11 protein-coding genes are annotated in these 14143 nt (G+C 68.9%); 6 read left to right on the top strand and 5 right to left on the bottom strand.

All coding sequences use genetic code 11. From position 1 onward, the window contains the following. Positions 1–14: 14 nt before the first annotated feature. The 4 genes from FJU31_RS00460 (at position 15) to FJU31_RS00445 (ending at position 4854) form a co-directional block, all read left to right on the top strand. The gene (locus tag FJU31_RS00460) at positions 15–2477 is read left to right on the top strand and encodes a DNA topoisomerase I (RefSeq protein ID WP_150453035.1); all 2463 of its coding nucleotides are present in this window, start codon (positions 15–17) and stop codon (positions 2475–2477) included. Positions 2478–2593: 116 nt separating this feature from the next. Further along, positions 2594–3184, top strand: coding sequence for an L-threonylcarbamoyladenylate synthase type 1 TsaC (gene tsaC, locus FJU31_RS00455; protein ID WP_150453034.1), 591 nt, complete (start codon positions 2594–2596; stop codon positions 3182–3184). A gap of 43 nt (positions 3185–3227) precedes the next feature. Then, entirely contained in the window at positions 3228–3935 is a 708-nt protein-coding gene (locus FJU31_RS00450) for a DUF4124 domain-containing protein (protein ID WP_150453033.1), read from the top strand. Between the two features lie 187 nt (positions 3936–4122). Then, complete coding sequence (locus FJU31_RS00445) at positions 4123–4854, top strand: hypothetical protein (RefSeq protein WP_150453032.1); 732 nt, start codon at positions 4123–4125, stop codon at positions 4852–4854. Between the two features lie 81 nt (positions 4855–4935). Here FJU31_RS00445 and FJU31_RS00440 read toward each other — a convergent pair whose 3' ends face one another. Beyond that, positions 4936–5712 (bottom strand): SDR family oxidoreductase, encoded by a 777-nt coding sequence (locus FJU31_RS00440; protein ID WP_150453031.1) that lies wholly within the window; start codon positions 5710–5712, stop codon positions 4936–4938. Between the two features lie 110 nt (positions 5713–5822). Here FJU31_RS00440 and FJU31_RS00435 point away from each other — a divergent pair, with 110 nt between their 5' ends. After that, on the top strand, positions 5823–6029 hold the full coding sequence (locus FJU31_RS00435) for a hypothetical protein (protein ID WP_150453030.1): 207 nt from the start codon (positions 5823–5825) through the stop codon (positions 6027–6029). Positions 6030–6369: 340 nt separating this feature from the next. Here FJU31_RS00435 and sppA read toward each other — a convergent pair whose 3' ends face one another. From sppA to FJU31_RS00415, 4 genes are all read right to left on the bottom strand, one after another. Next, positions 6370–8292, bottom strand: a complete 1923-nt coding sequence (gene sppA, locus FJU31_RS00430; protein WP_150453029.1) for a signal peptide peptidase SppA — start codon at positions 8290–8292, stop codon at positions 6370–6372. 115 nt (positions 8293–8407) lie between these two features. Next, positions 8408–9772 carry an MATE family efflux transporter gene (locus tag FJU31_RS00425; protein ID WP_150453028.1) on the bottom strand — a complete coding sequence of 455 codons (1365 nt, stop codon included), beginning with the start codon at positions 9770–9772 and terminating at the stop codon, positions 8408–8410. A 177-nt stretch (positions 9773–9949) separates the two neighbouring features. Continuing rightward, on the bottom strand, positions 9950–10525 hold the full coding sequence (locus tag FJU31_RS00420; protein WP_150453027.1) for a DUF3106 domain-containing protein: 576 nt from the start codon (positions 10523–10525) through the stop codon (positions 9950–9952). Next, a complete protein-coding gene (locus tag FJU31_RS00415; protein WP_150453026.1) occupies positions 10518–11516 on the bottom strand; it encodes a hypothetical protein in 999 nt (332 codons plus the stop codon). Before FJU31_RS00415 ends, FJU31_RS00420 begins: the two co-directional genes overlap by 8 nt. 414 nt (positions 11517–11930) lie before the next feature. Between FJU31_RS00415 and FJU31_RS00410 the strand changes: the two genes are divergently transcribed. Next, positions 11931–14108 (top strand): primosomal protein N', encoded by a 2178-nt coding sequence (locus tag FJU31_RS00410; protein ID WP_150453025.1) that lies wholly within the window; start codon positions 11931–11933, stop codon positions 14106–14108. Positions 14109–14143: the final 35 nt, after the last annotated feature.

Genomic DNA, 14143 nt, shown 5'->3' with positions numbered 1-14143 from the left:
AGACCTTTCCCCACATGCCTAAGCACCTGCTCATCGTCGAATCGCCGGCCAAGGCCAAGACGATCAACAAATACCTCGGCAAGGACTACACCGTCCTGGCCTCGTATGGGCATGTGCGCGACCTGATCCCGAAGGAAGGCGCGGTCGACCCGGACAACGGGTTCGCCATGCATTACGACGTCATCGACAAGAACGAGAAGCACGTCGATGCCATCGCCAAGGCCGCCAAGGGTGCCGACGACATCCTGCTGGCGACCGACCCGGATCGCGAGGGTGAAGCGATCAGCTGGCATATCGCCGAGATCCTGAAGGAACGTGGGCTGGTCAAGGACAAGCCGATGCAGCGCGTGGTCTTCACCGAGATCACCCCGCGCGCCATCAAGGAAGCCATCAACCAGCCGCGCGCCATCGCCAGCGACCTGGTGGACGCCCAACAGGCGCGCCGCGCGCTGGATTATCTGGTCGGTTTCAACCTGTCGCCGGTGCTGTGGCGCAAGGTGCAGCGCGGCCTGTCCGCCGGCCGCGTGCAGAGCCCGGCGCTGCGCATGATCGTCGAGCGCGAGGAAGAGATCGAAGCCTTCATCGCCCGCGAATACTGGTCCATCGCTGCCGAGTGCGCGCACCCCAGCCAGCACTTCAACGCCAAGCTGGTCAAGCTGGACGGGCAGAAGTTCGAACAGTTCACCGTCACCGACGGCGACACCGCCGAGGCCGCCCGCCTGCGCATCCAGCAGGCCGCGCAGGGCTCGCTGCACGTCACCGACGTGGCCAGCAAGGAGCGCAAGCGCCGTCCGGCGCCGCCGTTCACCACCTCCACCCTGCAGCAGGAAGCCTCGCGCAAGCTCGGCTTCACCACCCGCAAGACCATGCAGGTGGCGCAGAAGCTGTATGAAGGCGTGAACATCGGCGACGAAGGCACAGTCGGCCTGATCTCGTACATGCGTACCGACTCGGTGAATCTGTCGCAGGACGCACTGGCCGAGATCCGCGACGTGATCGCCCGCGATTACGGCATCGCCTCGCTGCCGGACCAGCCCAACACCTACCAGACCAAGTCCAAGAACGCCCAGGAAGCCCACGAAGCCGTGCGCCCGACCTCGGCCCTGCGGACCCCGGCCCAGGTGTCGCGCTTCCTGACCGACGACGAGCGCCGCCTGTACGAGCTGATCTGGAAGCGCGCCGTCGCCTGCCAGATGATCCCGGCCACGCTCAACACCGTCAGCGTCGACCTGTCGGCTGGCAGCGAACACGTGTTCCGTGCCAGCGGCACCACCGTGGTGGTGCCCGGCTTCCTGGCCGTATACGAGGAAGGCAAGGACAACAAGAGTGCCGAGGACGAGGACGAAGGCCGCAAGCTGCCGGCGATGAAGCCGGGCGACCGCATCCCGCTGGAACGCATCCAGGCCGACCAGCATTTCACCCAGCCGCCGCCGCGCTTCACCGAAGCGGCGCTGGTGAAGGCGCTGGAAGAGTACGGCATCGGCCGACCCTCGACCTACGCCTCGATCATCCAGACCCTGCTGTTCCGCAAGTACGTGGAAATGGAAGGCCGCAGCTTCCGCCCGTCCGACGTCGGTCGTGCGGTATCGAAGTTCCTGTCCAGCCACTTCACCCAGTACGTGGATTACGACTTCACTGCAAAACTGGAAGACGAGCTCGATGCCGTCTCGCGCGGCGAGGAAGAGTGGATCCCGCTGATGGCCCGCTTCTGGGAACCGTTCAAGGAGCTGGTGGAAGACAAGAAGGAATCGGTCGACCGCGCCGAGGCCAGCGGTGCCCGCGAACTGGGTACCGACCCCAAGACCGGCAAGCCGGTCAGCGTGCGCCTGGGCCGTTTCGGGCCGTACGCGGCCATCGGCAGCACCGCCGAGGACGCCGAGGAGAAGCCGAAGTTCGCCTCGCTGCGGCCCGGCCAGTCGATGCACACCATCTCCCTGGAAGATGCGCTGGAACTGTTCCTGATGCCGCGCGCACTGGGCCAGGACAAGGATGAGGACGTCAGCGTCGGCATCGGTCGTTTCGGCCCGTTCGCCAAGCGCGGCAGCACCTACGCCTCGCTGAAGAAGGAAGACGACCCGTACACCATCGACCTGGCCCGCGCCGTGTTCCTGATCGAAGAGAAGGAAGAGATCGCGCGCAACCGGATCATCAAGGAGTTCGAGGGCAGCGACATCCAGGTGCTGAACGGCCGCTTCGGCCCGTACATCAGCGACGGCAAGATGAACGGCAAGATCCCCAAGGATCGCGAGCCGGCATCGCTGACGCTGGCTGAAGTGCAGCAGCTGATGGAAGAAACCGGCAAGCCGGTGCGCAAGGGCTTTGGCGCCAAGAAGGCCGCCGCGAAGAAGGCCCCGGCCAAGAAGGCAGCGGTGAAGAAGGAAGCCTCGCCGAAGAAGGCCGCTGCGAAGAAGGCGCCGGCCAAGAAGGCGGCGAAGAAGGCAGTGAAAAAGGCAGTGAAAAAGGCCGTCAAGAAGTAGATCCACGCCATGCGTGGATGATCTGCCGGGATGTGCGGACCAACGGTCCGCACCTACCGTACCGCCCGTGCCCACCGCCGGTACCCACCACCCGTTCTGCACGCCGCGGGGGGATAATGAAGCCCCACGTCGGGCCGGCCTTCCCCATGAAAGAACTCACCCTCGATACTGCTGGGGCCACGCTGCGCGCGGGGGGCGTGATCGCCTACCCGACCGAAGCTGTCTGGGGCCTGGGCTGCGACCCTGCCCATGAGGCGGCGGTGCATAGGGTCCTGCGCCTGAAGCAGCGCCCGGTCGAGAAGGGCATGATCCTGGTCGCCGCCGACCTGCCGCAGCTGGAAGGCTGGGTACGGCTGGACGCGCTGCCCGATGCCCGCCAACGCGCGGTGCTGGCCAGCTGGCCCGGCGCCAACACCTGGATCCTGCCGGCCGGGCCCCGCGCGCGCCCGTGGGTGACCGGTGAACACAGCGGCATCGCCGTGCGCATCAGCGCCCACCCGCTGGTGGCGGCGTTGTGCCGCGCCTGGGGCGGTCCGCTGGTGTCCACCAGCGCCAACCTGGCCGGTGAACCGCCAGCGCGAGGCCGCGAAGAACTGGACCCGCGCCTGCTGCGGCTGCTCGACGGCATCCTCGATGGCCAGACCGGCGGCCTGGCCCAGCCGACGCCCATCCGCGACGCGCTCAGCGGCAGCATCCTGCGCTCCTGATGCGCCGATTGCAGTGCCGCGGCAATTCGCGCAGGCTGCAGCCATGAACCTGATGCGCCCCGCCCTCTGCCTGGCTCTGTCGATGCCCGTGGTGGCCTTCGCTGCCGATGACGTGCGGGTCTACCGCTGCGTCGGCAGCAACGGCGCCGTTGCGCTGCAGGACAAGCCCTGCAGCAGCGGCCGCCAGGAAGTGCGCGACCTGCAGCGCCCGCGCGACCCGCCGCTGCGTGCGGTCAGCACCGATACCCTGCCGCCGACGCCCGCAGCGACGCCGGACATGGGCGTGCGCGAGGTCCGCCACGTCTACATCCAGCCGCCGCAGCCGATGTACGAGTGCGTGCGCGACGACGGCAGCCGCTATACCAGCGACAACAACGAGGGCAATCCGCGCTGGGTGCCGGTATGGACCACGGTCTGGTACGGACCGGGCCCCCATCGCGGACCGCGCCCGCGTCCACCGGGACCGGGCCCGGGAGGCGGCGCCATCGGCATCGGGCCCCCGCCGGGGGCTGCCGGCATTCCGGTGCAGCGGCCGCCGCTCGGCTACGGGGTCAACGTGCCCGGCGGCAACGTGCTGGTGCGGGACGCCTGCAGCCTGCTGCCGCCGCGCGAAGTCTGCGCGCGCCTGCGCGACCGCCGCTGGGAGCTGGACCGCCGCTACAACAGCGCGCTGCAGAGCGAACGCACCGCGATCAGCAACGAGCAGCGCGGCATCGACGCACGCCTGTCGCAGGACTGCAGCGGCGGCTGAGCGCTCCGCTTGGGAAGATGCCCACCTTGGTGGGCGCTCTGCTCCTGCCCTGGTAGACGCCCACCTTGGTGGGCACCGCTGTCTGCCAGCGCCAACCAAGGTTGGCCTCTACCGGGGCACCGGCCACCGCGCGTGCCAACCAAGATTGGCATCTACCAGACGGTGGCCGCTGCTGTAGGCTGCTGGCATGAAGAAACTGATCTGGCTGGCGCTGTGCCTGCTGCCCGGCGCTGCCGCGGCCGAGGAGATGGTGATCTACCGCTGCACCGGCAGCAGCGATGTTCCCACCGTGCAGCGCATGCCCTGTTCGTCCGGCATGAAGCAGGAGATCGTGAAGCTGCCCGGTTCCGCGCCGTCGACGCCGGCTGCAGCCCCTGCGGCCGCTCCCACGCCAGCGCCGGTCGCTGCCGACCCCGCGCCTGCAGCGCCCGCCATGGAAGCGCCCGTCGCTCCCACACCGCCGCGCGCGGGCCAGGAGCGCATCATCAGCGAGGCCTACATGGTCGAGCGCGAGGGCGGCGATGCCATCCTCGACAGCGCCCTGCTGCCCCGCCCCGGTGATGCCGCGTTCGACGAGAACGCGCCGCCCAAGCCGCCGCTGCCGCCGATCTTCCAGTGCCAGGATTCACAGGGCGGCCAGTACCTGCACGAATACGAAGCCGCGCCGGGCCGCTGCGAGCTGATGAGCGTCAGCGGCCTGGGCGGTGCCACGCCGGTCAACGCGGCCAGCTGCGAGGTGGTCAGCGACCGTTGCAGCGAAGTGGCCGAGGCGCAGCGCTGTGGCAGCTGGCAACAGCGCTTCCGCACGGCACGCGGCCGCGAGCGCTTTGCCTCGGAGGAGAACCGCAACGCCGCCCGCGCCGAACGCGAGCGCCTGCAGGCGGTGCTGGCCGCGAGTGATTGCCGGGTGCCGGATTGATTGTCCGCCGGGCATGGCCCGGCGCTACCCACCCGATGTCGCGCCATCACCGGTAGCGCCGGGCCATGCCCGGCGAGGGGGTCAGAACCCGTAGCGCAGGAAGCCGCCGTCGACCGCGATGCATTCGCCGGTGACGTAGCTCGACGCCGGCAGGCACAGGAAGCCCACCGCTGCGGCCACTTCTTCCGGCTCGCCGATGCGGCGCATCGGCGTGCGTGCGATCACTTCTTCGTAGTAGTCGACATCGGACAACGGGCCGGACGTGCGCCGGGTGCGGATGTACCACGGCGCCACCGCGTTCACCCGGATGCCATCCTCGGCCCACTCCACTGCCAGGTTGCGGGTCATCTGGTGCATCGCGGCCTTGGTCATACCGTACACCACGCCGCTGCGCACATGGGTCAGGCCCGAAACGCTGCCGACGTTGACGATGGACGAGGAGGCGTGCCGGGCCAGCAGCGGATGCGCGTAGCGCGACAGCTCGAAGGCCGAGAACAGGTTGGTCTCGAAGATCTGGCGCCACTCGTCCTCGGAGTACTCGGTCGCCGCCTTGGTGACGTTGCCGCCGGCGTTGTTGACCAGAATGTGCAGGCCATCGCTGTGGTCCTCCACCCAGTCCAGGATCTGCCGGCGGTCTTCGTCATCGGAGACATCGGCGGCCAGCGCATGCACCTGCATCTGCGGATGCACGTCCAGCAGTTCGTCGCGCGCGGTTTCCAGCATGTCGATATCGCGGCCGACGATCATCAGGTCGGCGCCGAAACCGGCCAGTTCGTGAGCGATCGCCAGGCCGATGCCGGCGCTGGCACCGGTGATCAGGGCCGTCTGCCCGTCCAGGCGCCACCGTTGCTGGGTCATGAGTTCTCCGGGGCCGCGCCCGCTGTATTTCGATGCCGCAAGGATACGCGTCACAGCACGGCGTTGCCGACAGTGCGACACTGCCGTATCACCCGCCCCGGAGCACCACCATGCGCCTGCTGATTCCCGTCTGCCTGTCGGCCGCACTGATGGCCGGTTGCCAGAAGCCGGCCCCGCCCAACCCCGGGAAGCCGCCGGAGCCGCAGGCGCTGGCAAACGCCATCAACCAGCCGCTGGACCGCGCCAAGGACCTGCAGAAGACCGTGGACGCCGGTGCCGAGCGCGAGCGCAAGGCCGAGGCTGAAGCAACGCAGTAGCGGATGAGAGGTAGCGCCGGGCCCTGCCCGGCGAGCGCGAAGCGCGGCCTCCAGAATCCGCCGGGCATGGCCCGGCGCTACCAAATAAAAAACGCCCGGCCGAAGCCGTAATGCTGTTCACTTAAGCGGCCGGGGCTGTTCGCTCTCGAGCCCCCGTCTTCTGATGGTGTGATTTCCTACGTGCTCTGCTCTTTCTGAGGGAGTTTGAAGCAGAATCCGGATCAGAATCCGCTACAGCGAGCAGAAAAAACGCCGCGATCCCAGCCGGGATCGCGGCGTTTTCGTTAAGTGAACAGCATTACGGCCGAAGCCGGGCGTTTTCATTGGCGGCAAATGCCGGTCAGAACCCGCAGAAGCAGTACGCCAGTGCCTTCACCGGTGCACCGTTGCCCTTCTCGCGCGCGGCGTTCTCGACGAAGCGCAGCTGGGTATCCACTTCCGGCATCGTGCGCGCCAGCATCATCCGCGCCATGCCCGAATCGGCCAGCATCCAGGCACCGGCATGGCTGCCGGCGAAACCACTGATGAACTGCGCGAACGGGGTGGCGGGCTTCTCGATGTAGCGCACGCGGTACTTCTCGTCATTGCCCAGCTTGGCACGGCTGGCGGCGTCGGCCACGGCGTCCTTCATGCCGCCGAAGGCGTCGACCAGGCCGCGTTCCTTGGCCTGCGCACCGCTCCAGACGCGGCCACGGGCCACTTCATCGATGGCTTCGACCGGCTTCTTGCGGGCTTCGGCGACGCGACCGGTGAAGTCGGCATAGCCCTTGTTGATCACCGACTGGATGACCTGGCCCACGGCCGGATCCATCGGGCGGGTGACGTCGAAGGCACCGGCGAAGCGGGTCGTGCCCACGCCATCGGTGTGCACGCCGAACTTGTCCAGGGCGCGGCTGAAGTTGGGGATCATGCCGAAGATGCCGATCGAACCAGTGATGGTCGACGGATCGGCGTAGATGCGATCGGCGTTCATGCTGATCCAGTAACCACCGGAGGCGGCCAGGTCGCCCATCGACACCACCACCGGCTTGCCGGCGGCCTGCAGGGCCACCACTTCGCGGCGGATCTGCTCGGAGGCGAACACTTCACCGCCCGGCGAATCCACGCGCAGCACCACGGCCTTGACCTGGTCGTCGTCGCGCGCGGCGCGCAGCAGGGCCGAGGTCGACTCGCCACCGATACGGCCGGCAGGCAGGTCGCCGCCGCTGATCTCGCCGGAGGCCACCACCACGGCCACCTGCGGACGGTTGTCCACCGGGTTGCGGCGCGCGTCGAGCTGACCCATGTACGAGGCGAAATCGATGTTGCGGAAGCCGCCGTCGGCGTCCTCGTCGGCCACGCCGCGCTCGATCATCAGATCCTCGAATTCCTCGCGGGTCTTCAGCGCGGTCACCAGCTTCTGCTGCAGGGCGAACTTGGCCAGGTCGCCACCGGCCGCGGCCACGCCTTCGGGCAGGGTGTCGATGCCCGCGGCCAGCTGTGCCGGATCCAGGCGGCGCGCCTTGGCGATGTCACCCAGGTAGCGCTGCCACACGTCGTTCATCCAGAACAGGTCGGCTTCCTTGGACGCCGGCGAGGCCGCATCCAGCACGTACGGTTCGGCGGCGGACTTGTACTCGCCCACCTTGAACAGGTGCACGTCCACGCCCAGCTTGTCCTGCAGGCCGGTGCGGAAGTACTGGCGGTAACGGCCCAGGCCCTCGAGCACCACCGACCCCATCGGGTCCAGGTAGACCTCGTCGGCCTGCGCGGCCAGCAGGTACTGCGACTGGCCCATGCTCTGGCTGAAGGCCACGATCTGCTTGCCCGAGGCGCGCAGGTCCTGCAGCGCACCGGCCACTTCACGCAGCGAGGCGAAGCCGGACGGCTGCAGCTTGTCCAGCTCCAGCACCACGCGTTCGATCTTCTTGTCGGCCTTGGCCGATTCGATCACGCGCAGCAGGTCGCGCAGCTGCACTTCCTCGGCACCGTTGTCGCCGACCGCCTTGGCCAGCGCGCGGCTGACCGGATCAGCGCTGTACTGCTCGACCAAACGGCCTTCCGGCGCGATGACCAGCGTGGTGCGGTCCTGCAGGGATTTGCTGGCGCCGGCACTCATGCCCGCAGCGACGATGAACATCACCACCACGAACAGCAGCAGGCCGAAGAACACCAGGTTGAGGATCAGCCTGCGGGTGAAATTCATCACGTCCCACAGCCCGATGAAGAAACCGGCGATGGGATTGCGATGCGCCGGGGGCAGCGGGGGCACGGGTTGGTTCATGGAGCGCTCCGGATGGCTTCTTGCCGTGGTAACAGCATAGCCGGTGCCGTGTGAGGCGGCATCGGACACAAGTCAGGGGTTCGCCCGCCACGGTCTGGCGTGACGGGCACGACGATCATTCCAGGGCCGATTGACCGATGCGCAGGCTGCTGCGACGCAGGCGCCAGCCCATCAGGATGGCGGCGGCGGTCAGGCCGACGATCAGGCCGATCCACATGCCCTGCGGGCCCATGCCCAGGCCCAGGCCGAGCCCGGCACCGAGCGGCATGCCCAGGCCCCAGTACGCGAACATGGCGATGAACATCGGCACGCGCGTGTCCTTCAGCCCGCGCAGCGCGCCGGCCGACAGCACCTGGATGCCATCGGGGAACTGGAACGTGGCCGCGTACAGCAGCAGGGTCGAGGCGAGGCCGGCCACGGCCAGGTCGTTGGTGTAGACGCCGACGATGGCGTCGTGGCCGAACAGCAGCACGGCCGCCGACAGCGTCTGCGTGCCCATGATGATCGCGTAGCCGGCCCACGCCGCGCGGCGCACGCCGAAGCCATCGCCGCGGCCGACCGCATGGCCCACGCGCACGGTGGTGGCCTCGGCCACGCCCATCGGGATCATGAAGCACAGCTGCGCCACGTTGATCGCGATCTGGTGCGCGGCCGCTTCGTTGGCACCGAGGCGGCCGATCAGCAGCGCGGTGACGATGAACAGGCCGCCCTCCATCAGCACGGTGATGCCGATCGGCAGGCCGGTGCGCAGCAGGTCCCAGATGGCGGCCGGGCGCGGGCCCTCGAAGTGCGAGAACAGCTGCAGGTGGGCGAAGCGCCTGGTGAACCACAGGTAGGTGGCGAAGGCGATGGCCTGCAGCCACATCATCACCGCCGAGGCGATGCCCAGACCTTCGGCGCCCATTTCCGGGAAGCCGAGCTTGCCGTTGGCCAGCACGTAGCCCATCGGCGCCAGCACCAGCAGGCCGCCGAAGCCGAGCAGCATGGTCGGCAGCGTCCAGTGCATGCCCTCGCTGAGGTAGCGCATGCAGAAGTACAGGGTCAGCGCCGGGCCACCCCAGCGCACCGCGTGCAGGAAGGCCGTGGCCCCCGGCACGATGTCCGGGGCGATGCCGAAGGCCGGCAGCAGCGGCGGCACCACTGTGAGGAAGGTGAACATGATCAGGCCCAGGCCCAGCGCCAGCCACAGCGCCTGGCGGAACAGCGGGCCGATCTCGCGCTCGCGGCCGGCGCCGTGCAGCTGCGACACCGAGGCGGTGAGCGAAATCAGGGTGCCGATCGGGATCAGCATCGGCAGCCACAGCAGGGCCGTACCGATGGTCACCGCGGCCAGGGTGGCGGTGGCGTGGTGGCCGGCAATGACGTTGTCGACGAAGGAGATCAGACCGGTGGATACATGGCCCAGCACCAATGGCAGGGCGAGCAGACCGGTCGCGCCCACTTCCTTGCGGAAGCGCGGCGTGGAGGTTGCGGTAGACATGGAAGTACAGGACGCCAACTACGGTTGCGCGCGAAGGGCACAGGCACCGGGTTGCGGCCGGTTATTTTACGGCCAAACGGTGCCGCCTGCTGGGTAGAGTCGACCGTTGGTCGACTGCTCTTCACGTGGATCCCGGCAACACGTGCGTGTTGCGCGATAGTCGACCAACGGTCGACTCTACCGGCCGGCCTGGTGCTTGAGCCAGGCGTCGCGTTCGGCAGCCGGCACGGCAAGGAAGGCGCTGCGCACGGCATCGCGTTCCTGCGGCGGGGTGCGCTGGGCCACCAGCGTCAATTGCGTCAACTGCGCGGGGCTGAGCTGGCGCAGCGCGGCCAGTGCGGCCTCGCGCTGCTCCGGCGGCACCAGGCCGAACAGGCCGTGCAGCTTGGGGAACTGCATGCCAAGCTGCGGTCCCAGCCGCCAGCCGTCGCGGAAGGATTGGTCCTGGGCCTGGAACTGCTCGCGCAGACGCTGCTGCTGTGCGGCCGGCAGCGCGGCAAAGCGGGCCGCTGCCTGGCGGATGCGCTCGCGCTCGCCCTCCGGCAGCGCCTTCAATGAAGCATAGTCGGCACGACGCTGGCGCTGCTGCTCCGGGCTGAGCTGGGCAAAGGCCGCGGGCGAACTCGTATCGGCAACCGGCGCTGGCGTTGCACCGGGCGCTGCCGGCGGCAGCGGTACTTCCAGCGAGGGCGGCGCAGCGGCCAGCGACAACGGCAGGGCCAGCAGCGCGCTGGCAAACAGCAATCTATTCATCGGAAGCAGCGGTTTCCAGCGCGGCACCGACCGGCTCGGGGCGGGTCGGCTTGGGTTCGGATTCATCCACCGGCAACGGGCCGCCCGCGGCGCTCCACGCATACAGGTCGGCGTCGGCGGCCAGCGGATAGTCGCGGTCGGCCAGCATGGCGGCGTCCTCGGCCACGTGGCCATCAGCGGCAGCGGTCGGCTGCACCTCGCTGGCCGGCAGGGATTCAATGGTGACCGGGCCGGACTCGGCGACCACGCCTTCCGGCAGCGGCGCATCGCTGGCGGGCGCATGGTGCTGCCAGTAGCGCCAGCCCAGGGCGGCCGCCAGCAGTACCGCCACCGTCACCAGCAGGATGACCGGACCACGCCAGCGCGGCGCGCCAGTGTTGGGGCGGCGGCGCTTGGGCGCGCTGCGCTCGTCGCGCTCCGGCGTGCGCCAGCTGGCGCTAGGAGGCTGGTTGTTCGTGGCCGGTGCCGAGGGCTGCTGCAGCTGCTGCAGGCGCTTGGCCGGCAGATCGCGGATACGCAGCTGCACCTGCTCGGCCAGGCCGCGCCACGCCGCGGCGTCGGGCTGGCCGTGGGCATCGCGCGGGCAGGCGGCGGCCAGCAGCTGCTGGTAGCCGTCTTCATCGATATCCAGCACACGGGTGGCGATACCTTCATCCAGGCTGCCACCGACCCGCAGCAGCAGGGCCAGGCGCGGCAGCGGCGGCATGTCGCCCAGGGCAGCCAGCGGCGGCGGCCACTGCCCGGCGGCCGGCTCGCGCAGCGCCTGGCGCTGACCCAGCAGGGTCCAGAAACGGGTCGGCCACTGCGCCATCGGCAGGTCGCTGGCCACGGCGGAGAAAGCGCGCATCACCGCGACCAGGGTCTGCTCGGCGCGGGCGGGGTCACCGCACTGCAGCTCGGCAACCACCAGCGCGCGGCGTTCGACGCCACGCAGGAACGCCGACAGCGCGCCGGCCGCGGTCGAGGAAACAGGGGCGGGCACAGCCGTCATCGGTTACTCCAAAGGTCTGCGGGCATGATAGCGGCAGCCCATCGGCGGTCGGCAGGACTTGCGCCCACGGGCACTTCGTGCTGCAGGTTGTGCACAGCATCAATGCGGTCCCCGGCCGAATCGTTGTGAAGCCGCGGATTCACCTTGCTTCAGCAATGTTTCACGATCAAGTAATTGATTTTATTGGTATTTTAAGTATGGCTATTTTTTGACCAACCCAAGTGTAAAGCCGTCGCCATCGGCCTCATGCGCGCCCGCCGACCGGTAACACACAACGTTATCCACAGAAGATGTGGATAAGACCGAATCTCTAACAGCCACCGATATTTAGGTGACATTTATGATTCACCGACAGACGCGGGCGACGCCATCGCCTCTGCCATTGGACCCCGCCCGGCCCGTTACACTGCCCCGATGCTCGACCCCATCCCGACCCTGCAGGTCGCCCTGCCCGTCCCGCTGCCGCGCCTGTTCGACTACCTGCCACCGGAAGGCCCGGGCCCGGCCGTGCCGGTCGGCTGCCGCCTGAAGGTGCCGTTCGGCAACCGCGAGCTGGTGGGGACGGTGGCCGGGCACGGCCAGGTGGACGACGGCCAGGGCCTGCGCCAGGCACTGGCCTGGTGCGACCCGCAGCCACTGCTGCAGGGCGAGCTGTGGCAGAGCCTGCAGTGGCTGGCCCGCTACACCCATTCACCGTTGGGCGAAGTGGTGAACACCGCCCTGCCCGGCCCGCTGCGGCATGGCGAGGCCCTGCCCGACACCCATCACTGGGGCTGGCAGCTGACCGCCGCCGGCCAGGCCCAGCGCGAAAAGCTGCGCGCAGGCACCCGCCCGCGGCAACTGGCCGAACTGCTGGGCGAGGCCGTGGTCGACGAAGACGTGCTGGGCGCGCGCATGGAGGACTGGCGCACCGCCGCACGCAGCCTGGCCAAGCGCGAGCTGGCCGAGCGCGTGGCCCTGAGCGTGGCGCCGCAGCATGCGCAGCCCCTGCCCGGCCCCACCCTCAACCCCGAACAGGCCGAGGCCGTGGCCGCGATCACCGCTGCCGACGGCTTCCATGCCTTCCTGCTGGACGGCGTGACCGGCAGCGGCAAGACCGAGGTCTACCTGCAGGCGATCATCCACTGCCTGGCGCAGGGCAGACAGGCGCTGGTGCTGGTGCCGGAAATCGGCCTGACCCCGCAGACCCTGGCGCGCTTCCGCGGCCGCCTTGGCATCGCGGTGCATGCGCTGCATTCGGGCTTGAATGACAACGAGCGCGCACGCGTCTGGGCCGCGGCCTCGCGCGGCGAAGCACGGGCGATCGTCGGCACCCGGTCAGCGGTGTTCACCCCGCTGCCGCAGGCCGGCCTGCTGATCGTCGACGAAGAACACGACGGCAGCTACAAGCAGCAGGACGGCATCCGCTACCACGCCCGCGATTTCGCCCTGGTGCGTGCGAAGGCGCTGGGTATCCCGGTGCTGCTGGGCAGCGCCACGCCCTCGCTGGAAACCCTGCACAACGCCTATGCCGGCCGTTACACCCACCTGCGCCTGAAGCAGCGCGCCGGTGATGCACGGCCGCCACGCGTGCGCATCCTCGATGTGCGCAAACGGCCGCTGCACGATGGCCTCTCGGCCGATGTGCTGGCCGGTATCAGCGAACACCTGCAGCGTGGCCAGCAGGTGCTGGTGTTCAAGAACCGCCGCGGCTATGCGCCGGTGCTGCTGTGCCACGACTGCGGCTGGACCGCGCCCTGCCAGCGCTGCGATGCACCGATGACCGTGCATGGCGGCGGCCGTCGCCTGCAGTGCCACCACTGCGGTGCGCGGCAGCCGGCGCCCCTGGCCTGCCCGGCCTGTGGCAGCCTCGCGTTGCAGCCGCAGGGCATCGGCACCGAGCGCCTGGAAGAGCACCTGGTCAGCGCCTTCCCCGATTACCCGGTGGTGCGCATCGACCGCGGCACCACCTCCCGCCGCGATGCGCTGGAACAGCAGTTGGCGAAGCTGGGCGACCAGCCCGGCATCCTGGTCGGCACGCAGATCCTGGCCAAGGGCCACGACCTCCCCAAGCTGACCCTGGTGGTGGTGGTGGGCATCGATGAAGGCCTGTTCTCGGCCGACTTCCGCGCCAGTGAAAAGCTGGCCCAGCAGCTGATCCAGGTGGCCGGCCGCGCCGGTCGCGCGCGCGATCCCGGCGAGGTCTGGCTGCAGACCCACCACCCGGGGCACCCGTTGCTGGAAACCCTGGTAAGCGGTGGCTACCACCCGTTCGCGCAGGCCGAACTGAACCAGCGCCAGGCCGCCGGCTTCCCGCCGTTCGCACATCTGGCGCTGATGCGTGCCGAAGCGCAGCAGCTCGAACATGCCAACGCCTTCCTGCTGGCGGCGCGGCAGCTGCTGGGCGAGCAGAACATGGTGGAGGCCTATGGGCCGATGCCGGCGCCGATGCCGCGTCGCGCCGGTTACCAGCGCACGCAGCTGCTGCTGTCCGCGCTGCAGCGGCCGCCGCTGCATGGCGTGCTGGCCCAGCTGGTGCCGCAGCTGTACGCGCTGCCGGAGGCGCGCAAGGTGCGCTGGTCGCTGGATGTGGATCCGACGGATCTGTATTGAGGGTGCTGCCCGATGCTGCGTAGAGTCGAGCTTGC

Origin of the sequence: Stenotrophomonas cyclobalanopsidis, from assembly GCF_008710035.1 — a bacterium.
Lineage (GTDB): Bacteria > Pseudomonadota > Gammaproteobacteria > Xanthomonadales > Xanthomonadaceae > Stenotrophomonas > Stenotrophomonas cyclobalanopsidis.
This window is presented reverse-complemented; position numbering and strand designations above follow the sequence as displayed.

Bases quoted from the DNA above. Each gene is read 5' to 3' on its own strand.
- FJU31_RS00425 (WP_150453028.1), bottom strand. From the start codon at position 9,772: ATGTCTACCGCAACCTCCACGCCGCGCTTCCGCAAGGAAGTGGGCGCG.
- FJU31_RS00445 (WP_150453032.1), top strand. From the start codon at position 4,123: ATGAAGAAACTGATCTGGCTGGCGCTGTGCCTGCTGCCCGGCGCTGCC.
- FJU31_RS00435 (WP_150453030.1), top strand. From the start codon at position 5,823: ATGCGCCTGCTGATTCCCGTCTGCCTGTCGGCCGCACTGATGGCCGGT.
- FJU31_RS00415 (WP_150453026.1), bottom strand. From the start codon at position 11,516: ATGACGGCTGTGCCCGCCCCTGTTTCCTCGACCGCGGCCGGCGCGCTG.
- sppA (WP_150453029.1), bottom strand. From the start codon at position 8,292: ATGAACCAACCCGTGCCCCCGCTGCCCCCGGCGCATCGCAATCCCATC.
- FJU31_RS00420 (WP_150453027.1), bottom strand. From the start codon at position 10,525: ATGAATAGATTGCTGTTTGCCAGCGCGCTGCTGGCCCTGCCGTTGTCG.
- FJU31_RS00450 (WP_150453033.1), top strand. From the start codon at position 3,228: ATGAACCTGATGCGCCCCGCCCTCTGCCTGGCTCTGTCGATGCCCGTG.
- FJU31_RS00460 (WP_150453035.1), top strand. From the start codon at position 15: ATGCCTAAGCACCTGCTCATCGTCGAATCGCCGGCCAAGGCCAAGACG.
- tsaC (WP_150453034.1), top strand. From the start codon at position 2,594: ATGAAGCCCCACGTCGGGCCGGCCTTCCCCATGAAAGAACTCACCCTC.
- FJU31_RS00440 (WP_150453031.1), bottom strand. From the start codon at position 5,712: ATGACCCAGCAACGGTGGCGCCTGGACGGGCAGACGGCCCTGATCACC.
- FJU31_RS00410 (WP_150453025.1), top strand. From the start codon at position 11,931: ATGCTCGACCCCATCCCGACCCTGCAGGTCGCCCTGCCCGTCCCGCTG.